The sequence below is a fragment of the Paenibacillus sp. GCM10027629 genome, from assembly GCF_042676425.1.
GTDB lineage: Bacteria > Bacillota > Bacilli > Paenibacillales > Paenibacillaceae > Paenibacillus_K > Paenibacillus_K terrigena.
Map to the genome: position 1 here is coordinate 741,893 of NZ_JBHTGZ010000003.1, position 13,327 is coordinate 755,219.

At 46.0% G+C, this 13,327-nt stretch carries 12 protein-coding genes; 11 read left to right on the forward strand and 1 reads right to left on the reverse strand.

Features of this window, described 5'->3' with window-relative positions; genetic code table 11:
- The first annotated feature begins 3 nt into the window (after window positions 1-3).
- The 5 genes from ACFQZR_RS03930 to ACFQZR_RS03950 all read left to right on the forward strand — a co-directional run bounded on the left by ACFQZR_RS03930 (window position 4) and on the right by ACFQZR_RS03950 (window position 6,057).
- The gene (locus tag ACFQZR_RS03930) at window positions 4-2,604 is read left to right on the forward strand and encodes a DUF5696 domain-containing protein (protein ID WP_379343043.1); all 2,601 of its coding nucleotides are present in this window, start codon (window positions 4-6) and stop codon (window positions 2,602-2,604) included.
- Complete coding sequence (locus tag ACFQZR_RS03935) at window positions 2,601-3,506, forward strand: carbohydrate ABC transporter permease (RefSeq protein ID WP_379343045.1); 906 nt, start codon at window positions 2,601-2,603, stop codon at window positions 3,504-3,506. Before ACFQZR_RS03930 ends, ACFQZR_RS03935 begins: the two co-directional genes overlap by 4 nt.
- A gap of 16 nt (window positions 3,507-3,522) precedes the next feature.
- Complete coding sequence (locus tag ACFQZR_RS03940; protein ID WP_379343047.1) at window positions 3,523-4,485, forward strand: carbohydrate ABC transporter permease; 963 nt, start codon at window positions 3,523-3,525, stop codon at window positions 4,483-4,485.
- 95 nt (window positions 4,486-4,580) lie between these two features.
- Window positions 4,581-4,982, forward strand: a complete 402-nt coding sequence (locus ACFQZR_RS03945; protein WP_379343049.1) for a carbohydrate ABC transporter permease — start codon at window positions 4,581-4,583, stop codon at window positions 4,980-4,982.
- Window positions 4,983-5,097: 115 nt separating this feature from the next.
- Complete coding sequence (locus tag ACFQZR_RS03950) at window positions 5,098-6,057, forward strand: NAD(P)/FAD-dependent oxidoreductase (RefSeq protein ID WP_379343051.1); 960 nt, start codon at window positions 5,098-5,100, stop codon at window positions 6,055-6,057.
- A gap of 35 nt (window positions 6,058-6,092) precedes the next feature.
- Here ACFQZR_RS03950 and ACFQZR_RS03955 read toward each other — a convergent pair whose 3' ends face one another.
- Entirely contained in the window at window positions 6,093-7,340 is a 1,248-nt protein-coding gene (locus tag ACFQZR_RS03955) for an AraC family transcriptional regulator (protein ID WP_379343053.1), read from the reverse strand.
- A 151-nt stretch (window positions 7,341-7,491) separates the two neighbouring features.
- Here ACFQZR_RS03955 and ACFQZR_RS03960 point away from each other — a divergent pair, with 151 nt between their 5' ends.
- The 6 genes from ACFQZR_RS03960 to ACFQZR_RS03985 all read left to right on the forward strand — a co-directional run bounded on the left by ACFQZR_RS03960 (window position 7,492) and on the right by ACFQZR_RS03985 (window position 13,238).
- Window positions 7,492-8,895, forward strand: coding sequence for a glycoside-pentoside-hexuronide (GPH):cation symporter (locus tag ACFQZR_RS03960; RefSeq protein WP_379343055.1), 1,404 nt, complete (start codon window positions 7,492-7,494; stop codon window positions 8,893-8,895).
- Window positions 8,896-9,053: 158 nt separating this feature from the next.
- Window positions 9,054-9,380, forward strand: a complete 327-nt coding sequence (locus ACFQZR_RS03965) for a hypothetical protein (protein ID WP_379343057.1) — start codon at window positions 9,054-9,056, stop codon at window positions 9,378-9,380.
- A gap of 21 nt (window positions 9,381-9,401) precedes the next feature.
- Complete coding sequence (locus tag ACFQZR_RS03970) at window positions 9,402-10,301, forward strand: sugar phosphate isomerase/epimerase (protein WP_379343059.1); 900 nt, start codon at window positions 9,402-9,404, stop codon at window positions 10,299-10,301.
- A 25-nt stretch (window positions 10,302-10,326) separates the two neighbouring features.
- Window positions 10,327-11,253, forward strand: a complete 927-nt coding sequence (locus ACFQZR_RS03975; protein WP_379343061.1) for an aminoglycoside phosphotransferase family protein — start codon at window positions 10,327-10,329, stop codon at window positions 11,251-11,253.
- A gap of 36 nt (window positions 11,254-11,289) precedes the next feature.
- Entirely contained in the window at window positions 11,290-12,270 is a 981-nt protein-coding gene (locus tag ACFQZR_RS03980; RefSeq protein WP_379343063.1) for a GNAT family N-acetyltransferase, read from the forward strand.
- Between the two features lie 383 nt (window positions 12,271-12,653).
- Window positions 12,654-13,238: a TetR/AcrR family transcriptional regulator gene (locus tag ACFQZR_RS03985; protein WP_379343065.1), complete on the forward strand. Its 585-nt coding sequence runs from the start codon at window positions 12,654-12,656 to the stop codon at window positions 13,236-13,238.
- Window positions 13,239-13,327 lie beyond the last annotated feature (89 nt).

The following is a 13,327-nucleotide window of genomic DNA, read 5'->3' on the forward strand; positions in this document are numbered from 1 at the left end:
CACATGAACAGTAAAATTAAAAAGCTGTTGATGGTTGGCTTATGTTCTGCAGCAATAGGGAGCGCGTTCATTTTTGGTCGTATTGAGGATTCGAATGGAATCGCTACAGCTGACCAGAACAGCAAAAGAACAAGCGAAGAGGATGGAGCCTCCTCGGGAATTAGCAAAGCAAAAGCGAAATCGAAGGAAGTAAGAGTGGCGGCGGTCGGAAGCGAGGAGCAATTTCTTGGTGACTTGCGCCTGATCGCTGAGAATGAACATTTGCAGCTGTATATTAACGATCAGACGACGGAAGTCGCCATAAAGGAAAAAGCGAATGGATACGTTTGGTATTCCAATCCTAAGGACCGCGATGACGATAAAATTGCCGCGGCGGTGAATAAGACGAACCTTGCATCACAATTGCTTGTATCGTACTACAATGATAAGGGTCATGAATCTTTCATGAACAATTTTGCGGAGAGCATCCAACGCAAGCAGTTTGAAATCCAAACAACGGACAAAGGCGTCAAAATTGTATATGAAATCGGGACTTCCCAGAGCGGGCTTGAAGCGATTCCTGCGGTCATTGACAAAGACCGATTTGAAGAACTCATTTTGAATAAAATCGAAGATGAGAGAGCGCGGTCGACCCTTCGGACAAGGTTCTTCTACAACGAGGAGAAGCAAGTTTACGAACGAAAGAAAATGCCGGACTACATTGTAAAAGACGTCGTCGCTACTTTGCAATCCGTCGGTTATACGGTGGAGGATGCTAAAGCGGACAATGAAAAGCACGCGTCGGAAGCCAAGAAGGAAGCTGCAACGCCAAGATTTGTTATCCCATTAGTATATGAGCTGGATGGGGAGGATCTGATCGTTCGAATTCCTGCAGGCGAGGTAGTCGATACGGTTGAATTTCCGTTGCATAACGTGAATGTATTACCGTTCTTCGGTGCGGCGGGCACGAGTGAGGATGGATATATGTTTGTCCCGGACGGTACAGGCGCGCTCATTCATTTGAACAGCCCCAAGAAATTGGTTCGTTCCTATGAACTTCCGATCTACGGAATGGACGAAACGCCGTGGCCGGATAAAATTGATTTCCGTCTCAGTGAGAAGTCACGCCTTCCTGTATTCGGAATAAAGCAAGGCGAGCATGCGACGGTTGCCATCATTGAACAAGGCGATGCGCTTGCGACAATAACGGCCGATACAAGCGGCAAAATAAACAGCTATAACAACGTAGGACCCCAATTCCGATTTCGGTTAATGGAGATGTTCCCGTTCAGATCGGGTTCAATGAAGAGAGAAGTTCCGCAATATTCTGCATTGTATCAAGACGGTATCGCGCTGCGCTACACCTTTTTATCTGGAAATTCCGCCAATTATGTTGGAATGGCTACCCATTATCGGAATTATCTTGTGAATAAGTATCAGTTGGAGAGATTGCAGGATACAGCCAACTCGCCCTTTATTCTCGAATTGGTCGGCTCGATTCCCGTTTACAAGTCATTCCTCGGAGTCCCGTACCAGTCTGTAGAAGCGATGACAACCTATAATCAAGCGATAAGCCTACTCTCCATGCTAAAGGAACAAGATATAGATAACATTCAACTGAAATATTCAGGATGGTTCAACAAAGGGGTTGATCATCAGTTTCCAGATGATGTTAATCCGGATAGTGTCCTTGGAGGAAAGAAAGATTTTCAAAAGCTGGTTCAATACACGAAGGACAATCAGATCGGGCTATATCCTGACGTCGCGTTGCTAAGGGTCTATGAAGAGGGCCATGGGTTCAAGCCTTCCAGAGACAGTGCGGAATTTATTCAACGGGATAATGTGTTAATTTATGACAGGAGTATTGTGACAGGCCAATTTATGGATCCGTTATACTACTTGCTGTCGCCGCGTAAACTACCGGATCTCGTCCAAAGCTTCTTGGATAGCTATGCGACGTATGGAGTCGATGGTATTTCACTGCGTGACCTGGGCGATGGGCTTCATTCAAGTGTCTCGAAGAAAGAAACAATTGATCGGCCAAAAACCCAACAAATCGTTGTTGACCAGGAAAAATTGATCCAAGGCAAGCTGAACAACGTCATGGTAAACGGAGGAAACGCCTATTCGCTTCCTTCTGCGAAGACGATTGTCAACGCCCCGCTTGCCAGCAACAAGTTTCAAATCATCGACGAAGAGGTTCCTTTTTATTCCATTGCGCTTCACGGGTATTTCGACATTGCCGGAATGCCGATTAATATGGACCGAAACCAGGACGAACGCAGCCGATTGTTATTGAACCTCGAAACGGGTTCAAATGTTTATTATGAATGGTTTTACGGGGATCAGTCATCTGTGCGCTTGACGAAATTCGATTACTTGTACTCCGCTAACTATCGCAACTGGTTCGATGAAGCGGTCCAATTCTATAAAGAAACCGACCCATTCTTGAAACAAGTACGAGGGCAAACGATTACAGGACATCGGAAGCTAGCGGACAATGTATTTGAAACCACGTATGAAAAAGGCCAGACCGTCATCGTCAATTATAATAAAACGGATGTTGTTGTGGATGGCGTCCGCATAGCCGCACAAAACTACAGGATTGGGGGTGAGCTGAAATGAAGATCATCCAGCCCACATTATCAACTAAAAGATCGCTATATGGCGTGCTGTTTGTCGCCCCCTGGTTGTTCGGTTTTATATTCCTGTTCGCGATCCCGCTTTACGAATCTTTTGTTTACAGTTTGAGCGAATTGAAGCTGGCAATAGGAGGTTTTGAGACCACCTTCAAGGGTCTCGCTTATTACAAGGAATTATTTACCGTCCATCCGACATTTAATCGATTGCTCGTCGATTCGACTGTCGAAATGCTGCTCAACGTTCCTTCGATCGTTATTTTCAGCTTATTCGCGGCAACGCTGCTCAATCAGAAGTTTAGAGGACGGGGAATTGCCAGAGCAATATTTTTCCTCCCTGTTCTTCTTTCAGCCAGTGTTCTGTCGCTTGAGATGAGTAACGGTTTAGGGGACGTTGTAAGCGGAATTACCGGCGATACAAACGGCAATGCTGGAGAAATGTTCTCCATGGGTGGCAAGGAATTGATGTTTCTACTGATGGATGCGGGAGTACCACTCCAGCTCATAGGTTTTATTGTTGATTTTGTGACTCAAATCTATCAAGTCATTAGTAAATCCGGGGTGCAGATCTTGATCTTCCTGGCTGCCTTGCAGTCGATTTCCCCGTCATTGTATGAAGCTGCTAAGATCGAAGGGACTACGGGCTACGAGGCTTTCTGGAAAATTACGTTCCCGATGATCAGTCCGATGTTATTGACGAACATCGTATATACGATTATCGATTCGTTTACGAACAACAAATTAAACAAACTGATCATGGATACAGCGTTTCAGTCGTTGAACTTCAGTCAAAGCGCGGCCATGGCATGGGTTTATTTCGCAATGACCTCGCTCATTCTGGTTGTTGCTGTTGGGTTAATCTCGCGAAAAGTGTTTTATCACGACTAAGGGGGAGTCACTGGACATGGAGAAACAATTAAAACAGGGCTCACGCGTTTGGAACCTGCGATTCCGGCGGTTTAATCCCGAGCGTTTTGCGTTAAAATGGAGCTGGGTCCTCATTCGGGCCATATTGATTTCCGGGCTATGTTATGTCATTCTATATCCGTTATTTTTCAAGCTATCGATCGTATTCAAGTCAAGAATCGATATTTATGATACGACTGTGCTATGGATTCCCAGAAATTTTACTCTCGATTCTTTTCGAACGGCCTTTGAGGCATTGAATTATCCGACAACATTCGCAAGCACGATTATGATCTCGTTAATCACTACACTGTTTCAGGTCATTTCATGTTCGCTCGCGGCGTTCGGATTTGCCCGACTAAGGTTTAAAGGGAGCGGTTTTTTGTTTGCCTGCGTCATATTCACAATTGTTGTACCGTCACAGACGATCATGATTCCTACGTATTTAAACTATCGTTATTTTGATGTGATGGGACTTATCAGCTTGTTCACAGGAGAGCGCGGCATCAATTTGCTTGATACCTATTGGCCGTTTATTCTGCAATCTGCAACGGGCATGGGAATCAAGAGCGGATTATTCATCTTTATATTCAGGCAGTTTTTCCGGGGCCTTCCCAAAGAACTAGAAGAGTCGGCCTACATTGACGGCTGCGGTGTTCCCCAGACTTTTTTCCGGATTATGCTGCCCAATGCGGTTCCCGCGATGATTACAGTACTGTTGTTTTCATTTGTATGGCAGTGGAACGATAGTTACTTCGTCTCCTTGTACCTGACACGGGTGAAGGTGCTGGCTACACAATTACCGACGATGTGGGCGTCATTCCAGATGGATGATCCGCTATACGCCTTTATGATCAAAAATGCAGGCGAGATGCTGTTTATCGCGCCAGTGCTCATACTGTACTTGTTTGTGCAGCGCTACTTCGTAGAGAGTGTCGAGCGTACGGGGATCGTAGGGTAAAAGCGTCTCCGTTCGCGTGACCGTTTAAATTGTTTGATTTGTGCAATGATTCTCAAGAAGAAAAGCCTTCAGCGCCGCTGAGGCTTTTCTTTTATTTGAAAAGTACTACACGGCTCATTTTCATTTTCCGGCAATTTTTCCGTGGCATACCGAAGGAGCTAGAAGAGGCTGCTTATATGGATGGCTGCGGAATTCTTCAGACGTTCTACCGAGTTATGCTGCCGAATGCCATACCGGCGATTGTCACCGTCTCCTTGTTCTCCTTCGTCTGGATGTGGAATGACAACTATTACGTCTCCTTACTTTTGACCCGGATCAAGGTCTTGTCCACGATGCTGCCAACGATGTGGACGGCGAGACAGTTCGAAGACGGATTGTATGCGTATATGATCAAAAATACAGGAGAACTGCTGTTCATTGCGCCGATTATCGTGCTCTACGTGATTCTCCAGCGTTACTTCGTCGAGAGCGTCGAACGCACAGGAATCGTCGGTTAGCGACGATCTCAGGTGGCGGATCTTCTTAATACGTATAACCGGAGAGAGACAAGTGTATTACTAGATAGCATATACGTCTTAGAAGTCGTAAAAAAATCAAGGAGATTAAGCAATCGTGAAGGATACCAATGTGTTAATGGATGTCGTTATTGTCGGTGGGGGACCTGCTGGTCTTAGTGCTGCACTCTTGTTAGGTCGATCTTGTCGCTTAGTCGTTGTCATCGATGAGGGCAAAGCAAGGAACAGCGTGACCTATGAATCGCATGGATACCTGACGAGAGATGGCGTGAAACCTTCTGATTTTAAAGAAATAGCTATCGCGCAAATGAAGGCGTACACGAACGTACACATCGAACAAGATGTTGTTGAGCAAGTACAGCAGGAGCAAGGTATATTTCGTACCTTAACTCGAGGTGGACACACATTCAGCTCCAAAAAAATCATTTTTGCGACAGGAATGAAAGACCATCTCCCACCTATCCCAGGTCTTACAGAAGTCTACGGCACTTCCGTGTTCCCCTGCCCATATTGCGATGGATGGGAACGCAGAAATGAACCTTTAGCCGTAATAGGTAACGATGAACGACTCTTTCACTTCGTGAAGACGATATATAGCTGGAGTAAAGATTTGATTGTGCTCACAAATGGCCCCTCAACCATCACAAGGGAAGAAAGAAGAGAGATGGAAGCGCATCACATTCAAATGATAGAAACGGAAATCCTTGCAATGAAATCCAATGAAGGAAAGCTGGATGAGATCGTGTTCATTGACGGTCAGTCGATTCCCTGCAAGGGGGGATTTCTTCTCGATACAGGAGCCAAGCAAGCTACGCTCATCCCATCGACAATGGGAATTCCCATGAATGAAACGGGTGGCTACGTGACAACAAGCGATTACGGTCATACCGCGATCGAAGGTGTCTACATTATTGGGGATGCGAAGAATTGTTTTACGGGTGTCATTGGTGCCGCTAGAGAAGGATATTACATCGGAGAATTGATGAATAAAGATTTGATTGAAGAAGAATGGGATGCTCATCGTACACATGCTAATCGCCACCCTGGTCTCTCATAAGAGACTCAGGGTGGTTTTTCTTTTGAAGGACGCTGTTACGTAGAGGGCAGGTTCTTCGTGTTCCGATATTGCTTCGGAGTCAAGTTTGTATATTTCTTGAAGATCTTGGAGAAATAGCTCTGATCGTAGAAATTAAGCCGCGCGCAGATATCCGATAAGGAGAATTCACTGGAAGCCAGCAGCACTTTGGCTTCTTCGACGCGTTTGCGTTGGATATATTCACTTAACGATATGCCAACTTCTCGTCTGAATAACTGGGATAGGTAGCTCGGGTGCAAGTTGGTTAATTCAGAGAGTCTCTGCAGGGGAATTTCTTCATGCAAATGGTTGAAAATATAATGTTGGCATATGGTAACCGCCTTGGTGTAGCTCTGTTCTTTGCAGGCCTTTACGCGGTCCGTCAATTCTAGGAAAGCATCGAGCTCCACATTTTTAAGCTGCTTCATATCCGTCAATTCTTCAATATGCTGAATGTATATGTCGCTGAGGGTAAACGCAACCTCCGAGTGAAGCCCCCCGTCAATCGCTGCGCGTGTGGCTAGCGCAATGCCGATGATGGAGAGGTTTTTTCTGCTTCGTAGATGGCTTTTCTTCGATAGAACGCCGAGCTGTTCTTCAGGTAGCGCTGCAATGTTATTTAAGAGTGCTTCACGATTGCCGTCACGAACACTGTTAAACACGCTGCGTTCCACTGCGGGATCATGGTGGTAATGGTTGTTCTGCCTGCGATTCGAGACATCCAGATCGATATTGTCGATCGTATCATACGCAAGCTCAAGTCCATGATTCAGTTGGAGCACCTCGACGACATCGAGCTTCTTTCGATAAATCAAGTAATACAACATCATACTCACATGCAGCAGTTGCATCTTATTCAAGACAGGCGCATGCTCGAAATATTGTGCGATCGCCTGCTTATGCATGAGGGGAAGCTGATAATCATTCATCAACTTGTCCAACGTTTCCTTGTGTATCTCCTGGTAGAGGGAAGGGCCTACGATAATCGTACCGAGCTGCTGCTCTTCGAGTTCAATTCGGACAGCAAAGAAGTTCCCTAGAAAGCTTGTCGTTCGTAGGATCGGGAACTGCGTAGGATGCTGGGGATCTGCGAGTTGGCTGTAAAGCTCTAATTTATGCTGGGCAAATGGATCGTCACTAGATGGGTAAGAAAATTCGAATTCTACGTGACCCGACGCATTGATATAGACGGTGGATATTTTATAATTCTCGAACATCAGCTTGCAGATGTATTCCATATCTTCGATTTGTAGTCTCGGCTCCATGCTGTATGCACCCCTTACCCTTCATGAATTACAAAGAAATTTGAAGGAAATACAAATAATGTTGATAATATACCATAAATGCGCGTTGGATTGCATTATGATGATTTCACAACAAAATGTAAGCGCTTTATTAAATGAAGGGGGAATATCCATGTCGGCTAAGCAAGTGGGTTGGGGAGAGCGAATCAGCTATGGAATTTCGGATACGGCATCGAATTTGATTTTTCAGATGATCTCGATTTATTTGATGTATTTCTACACAGATGTCTATGGATTGAGTGCGGGGGCGGTCGCCACCTTGTTCTTGGTTACGCGGGTGCTTGATGCGTTCGCCGATCCGGTTATGGGTATTATTATTGACAAGACGAACAGCAAGTGGGGGAAAAGTCGTCCTTACTTCTTGTGGCTTGGGATTCCGTTTGCCGTCATTGCGATGCTGACATTCTTGACGCCTGACTTCGGCGATACGGGAAAATTGGTCTATGCATACATTACGTATACGCTGTTAGGCCTCGTCTACTCCGGAATTAATATTCCGATCACCTCGATCCTTCCCAGCTTAACGAGCAATCCGCAAGAACGCACGGAGCTGGCATCGGTCCGAATGTTCCTCGCTCTGGTAGGGATGATGATCGTATCGATTGGTACACTTCCCATTGTGAATGCGCTTGGTGGCGGTAATCAGCAGAAGGGATTCTTCTATACGATGGTTCTGTTCGGGATTATCGGCGGGATATTCTTCTTGATCACGTTCTTTAATGTAAGGGAGAGGGTAACGACTGGGCACGATAAACCGCTGCCTCTACGTGAGTCAGCTCGTGCGATTCGAGGCAATTGGTCGTGGGTTTTGCTGCTCATCTCCGGGTTCCTGCAGATGGGGATTAATGCGATGCAGACACAGTCCGCGATTTATTTCTGGACGTATAATATGAAGAAACCGGAAATGGTCTCACTCGTTATGGGCATTAATATGTTAGCACTGGTTACGCTCGTATTCTCCTCCTTCGTGGCGAAGCGGATCGGCAAGCGTAATACGTCGATTCTCGGCTCCAGCTTGATGATTATCGGGTTTACCGTGGCACTGATCGGTAGTTATAGTCTATCCGAGTCGATGCTGCTCGCGGGTCTTGTGATCAATGCGCTTGCAATCGGTTTCAGCATGAGTATGGGCTTCGCGATGATTGCGGATACCATAGATTATGGGGAATGGAAATCAGGCGTACGTGCGCAAGGTCTGTTGTCCGCGGCGTCGAGCTTCGGCGCCAAGGTCGGGATGGGGGTTGGCGGCGCCTTGTCGGCAGCGCTCTTGTCTTGGGCGAACTATGTTCCAAATGCGGCTCAGCAAGCAGAGTCGGCACTCAATGCAATTCGGATCAATTATTTGTGGGCCCCACTAATCTCCGCAATAGTAGGGATTGGCTTGATGCTCTGTTATCAGCTGGATAAGAAGCTAGGAATCGTGACGGAGGATTTGGAGCGAAGAAGAGGCGTGAATCCTACAGATCGTGGAGACGGTAAGGGGAATCCACACAGTGGGACGCCAGTAAGCAGCTAATCTGCATATAAGAAGCGACTGTATCACGGAGATGTTCTCCACGATACAGTCGCTTTTTTCAATTATAGTTCTATTTGTATTAAATTGGTTATATCGGTAAAATGTTCATAGTGATAGCTTGATAGGAAGGAGAGAATATCTAGACGGAGGTGTTGCTGATGAGAACATTAATAAGAGGTATGCTAGAGTTTCTTAGGATGACCGTGTTGTTGCTGTTCTTTATGGGGATTATCGGGCAGTTGGAAAATTCGGTAGTGAAGATGATCATAGGTCGTGAGGGATATGATGGTTTTCGATTTGGCGGGAATTTTATGTTCCTCATCGGAGACTTGTTGTTATTTATGGTATTTTATCGGAATTACTTGCAATTCAGGGGTTGGTATACCGAGGAAGCAGAGCGTCTACCGAAGCGGGTCACTCGCATGATGCTAGGGTTTGGGTTCGCATGTATCTTATTACCGATAACGATTGCGCTGATACTATAGAGGAATGAGAGGGATAAATCTGTGAACCGGTTCATGATTGGTCAATATGGTAGTTATGATGAGCTGAAATTTGAGCGGGATTTCCGAGCGGGGTTCTGGGGTGTGGAGGCCTGTCTGTTCGAGGATGATCAGGATCTGGAGAAGTTGGCTCGACAAGCAGAGGAGCGAAAATTTAACGTAGGAATCCATTTTCCGCTGCGGGCAGGACGTTCGAGGCTGAGAGATGCATTGTTCTTGGCGCAAGATGATACGTTACGGGCGGATGCATACAAGCTTGTGCAAGAAGAGCTCGAAGCAGCGATGCAAGTAAAGCCGACATATATTTTGTTCCATTATCCGAAGCCTGTTATTCTGGATGACCGCGTGAATTGGTCGACGTGGCGGTTCAGTGATCCAGCAGAGTTCGTGATGCAGAGCCAATTTTCGTTGGAGGAATTGGTTAATAAGAGCGAGGCGCTATTTCAGTGGCTGACGGAGCAGGGTGAAGCATATCATTTTACCCCGGTGCTTGAATTCGATGCACTCTGCCCTTATTTATATGAATCAGATTACTTAGAGACCTTATTACTGCGATATCCGACAATTCGAGTATGCCTCGATACAGGCCGGCTGTTCCTCCAGGAGCAAGTTGATCCGAACTTCGATGCTCGCCAAGTGATCCGGAAGTATGCGAAGTATGCGGATGTCATTCATTTGTGGACGCTTCAGTATCAGAACGCACAAATTCTGCATTATCATTACCCCGTGCTCCCTGAGCAGGTAGCAGGAGAAGGATGGGCGCCGATTGCCGATTATTTACGCATTATTCGTGAAGAGCAGCCGCATGTAAAAATTCAATTCGAGCATCAGCCCAATTTGATCTCGGAAGAAGATTTGTCGAGATGTTATGCATGGGTGGATGCGATGTTGAGCGGGGCGTAAACAAACAACATGGGAGGCAGATTTAATGGCGTTTCATCAAAATACATTGGAACAAATATCGCAGCGTATCCCTATGATTCAAGGGTATCTTGATGCGCGCTATATTGCCAAAGGATATTCGAGTGATGGGAAATTCGTGGTTCGTTGTTCGAATGGCAGTCTGGTGCTGTTGAAGATATTCTCGCTGCAGGACTATGCATCCAAGCTGCAAGAATACCAAACGCTGCAACAATTGGAAGAACTTGAAGTTCGATGCTCCAGACCGATCGAGATCGGAGAGATCTCGGATCAAGCGCTTGGATATATGATCGTATCTTACATCGAGGGTGAAGATGGAGAAGAGGTTGTTCCGACACTCTCAGAAGAAGCACAGTATCAGATCGGGCTTCAAGCGGGACAAGAATTGTTGAAAATAACCCAAATGCAAGCCCCTGCCTCTATTCCCAGCTGGTATGATCGCAAGCTTCGGAAGCATCAACGATATGTGGAGCAATATCGCAACTGCGGCTATAAGCTGCAAAATGATGAGAAGGTGCTTGCATTTATTGATAAGCATACCCATCTCATGATTGACCGTCCGAATCGGTTTCAACATGATGATTATCATCTGGGGAATCTAATCATTCGAGATCAGCAGCTGCAGGGTGTCATTGATTTTAACGCCTTCGATTGGGGAGATCCGATCCATGAATTTGTTAAGATTGGTATCTTTTGCAGTGAGACGAGTGTCCCTTTTTCGATCGGACAAATCCGAGGGTACCACCAGGGTGAGGAGCCGGATGAGCTGTTTTGGAAGCTCTACGCACTGTATCTTGCAATGACATTAATCTCCTCGATTGTATGGGTGTTGAAGGTCAAGCCCGAAGAGCTGGACATGATGATGGATCTGATAAATCGAGTGCTAGATGACCATCACGATTTTGACGTTTTTAAACCCAATTGGTATGTGTAGGAACGTATAAGTCAAATCGAAGAGGAGCGTTGTGACATGTCTTACCCGATTCGTGTTCGAGCCACCGCACTAGTAATAGAGAAAGATTCGATCCTGCTCGTCGAGTATCGAGATGAAGAAGGCGTACATTATAACCTGCCTGGTGGCGGTGTGGAGCCTGGGGAATCGGTGACGGCGGGCGTGCATCGAGAGCTGATGGAAGAGACGATGCTCGAAGCGACGGTTGGTCCGATTGCTTTCGTCTATGAATATGCACCGCATTTGAACGTGCAAGATTCTGGCTCCGATATCCATACGCTGTACCTGGTGTTTGAATGTACTCCGATCGAAGGATCACGCCCGAGATTTCCAGACCGCCCTGACGGAGATCAATCTGGGGTCCGATGGATTCCGCTCGCAGAGCTGGACGGCATCATTATATACCCAAATATCAAAGCGCATATCAAGCAATTCGCAGCCGAACGCAGAACGATTGAGCTGATCGAAGATCATCAGCTAGAGCCATATCCGAAGCAAGTCGAGCTTAGAGAGCTTAAACTAGATGAGGATAATACGATTTATCAAATGATTCAAGAGATCGGCGAAGGGCAGAATGGATTTGTGAACAGTCTGTATTCCAATGAGATCGCAGAGTTTCAAGCAAAACTTCGTCGAAATTTTGAATGCGCTCAGGGCTTAAACTTGCAGGAGGGATACGTGCCGCAGACGATCTATTGGCTCTATGTCAAGGGTAAGCCTGTTGGATATGGGAAGTTAAGGCATCATCTCAATGATCGATTACTCGAGCACGGGGGACATATCGGGTATGTCATTCGACCGTCTGCTAGAGGCAATGGTTACGGGAATATTCTATTGCGAGAGATTCTTGATGCGGCTCGTGAGAAAGGCATTCCAGAAGTATTGCTGACTTGCAACGCTTCGAATATAGCATCCCGCAAGGTTATTGAAGCGAATCAAGGGATGCTGGCCGAGATGACAGAAGACGCCTGCAAGTATTGGATTCAGTTATTCTCGTAATACACGCATCCCTCGCATTCAGAATGCTTTTCAGAACATGATCTCGACCGTACCAGCTTCGACATTGCACTCGAACACGTGATGAATTATTGGCGAGGGATGGCTACTATGCGCGATTATATCATAGTCGGTTTGCTGCTGTGTAAGTTCGTATCGTGAATGGAAAAAATGTCTATACTGTGTCACGTGAAAGCGCCCGGTCTATGAACAGATCGGGTGTTTTCGTGCTGTTTACTCTGTTGTAGAAGAAGTAACATGACAAGCTGGGATTAAGGGAAATAATGGTTGAAAAAACTAATAGTATTAGTTATGATAAAACTAATGGTATTAGTTTTGCCTTACAGAGTGATATGAACCATCAAACATAGAACGGAGTATACCCAATGTCCCCAAGAATCGGAGCAGATTTGAACACAATCGTACAGACGGCCGTTGAAATTGCTGATCAAGATGGGTTTTATGAAGTCACATTGACTCGAGTGGCCCAAAAGTTAAACATTCGCCCGCCTTCCTTGTATAACCATATCGATGGTTTGCAGGAGTTGCGGAAGCAGATGGCGATTTACGGTTTACATGAGCTGTATGCCGCATTATTAGAAGCGAATGCTACTGTTAAAGAGCTGGATCAAGGGCTGCACGCGATCGGCGAGGCTTATGTCGATTTTGCTCGCAGGCATCCGGGTCTATATGAAGCTACGTTCCAAGCTCCTGATCCGAGTGACCCTGAGGTTGAACGTGCGGGTACAGATATCGTGATGTTTGCAGTTCATTTCTTAAGAAGCTATGGGTTGGAAGGAGATGAAGTGATTCACGCGACACGCGGGTTACGCAGTATACTGCACGGATTTTCCTCCCTAGAACAAAAGGGAGGGTTCCGAATGCATCTTGAACGAAATGAAAGTCTGCATGTGATTATTAATACGTTTATCGCTGGAATACGTAAATTGGGTACAAATTGTAATGAATAAACGTTGATAAAGGGAGCGAGGAGAATGAACTTTATTTTGTTTATGATTCTTTTTGTGGCAGGCTGCGGATATTTGGATGCTCGTGCACG

Bases quoted from the DNA above. Each gene is read 5' to 3' on its own strand.
- ACFQZR_RS03930 (WP_379343043.1), top strand. From the start codon at position 4: ATGAACAGTAAAATTAAAAAGCTGTTGATGGTTGGCTTATGTTCTGCA.
- ACFQZR_RS03935 (WP_379343045.1), top strand. From the start codon at position 2,601: ATGAAGATCATCCAGCCCACATTATCAACTAAAAGATCGCTATATGGC.
- ACFQZR_RS03940 (WP_379343047.1), top strand. From the start codon at position 3,523: ATGGAGAAACAATTAAAACAGGGCTCACGCGTTTGGAACCTGCGATTC.
- ACFQZR_RS03955 (WP_379343053.1), bottom strand. From the start codon at position 7,340: ATGGAGCCGAGACTACAAATCGAAGATATGGAATACATCTGCAAGCTG.
- ACFQZR_RS03960 (WP_379343055.1), top strand. From the start codon at position 7,492: ATGTCGGCTAAGCAAGTGGGTTGGGGAGAGCGAATCAGCTATGGAATT.
- ACFQZR_RS03965 (WP_379343057.1), top strand. From the start codon at position 9,054: ATGAGAACATTAATAAGAGGTATGCTAGAGTTTCTTAGGATGACCGTG.
- ACFQZR_RS03975 (WP_379343061.1), top strand. From the start codon at position 10,327: ATGGCGTTTCATCAAAATACATTGGAACAAATATCGCAGCGTATCCCT.
- ACFQZR_RS03980 (WP_379343063.1), top strand. From the start codon at position 11,290: ATGTCTTACCCGATTCGTGTTCGAGCCACCGCACTAGTAATAGAGAAA.
- ACFQZR_RS03985 (WP_379343065.1), top strand. From the start codon at position 12,654: ATGTCCCCAAGAATCGGAGCAGATTTGAACACAATCGTACAGACGGCC.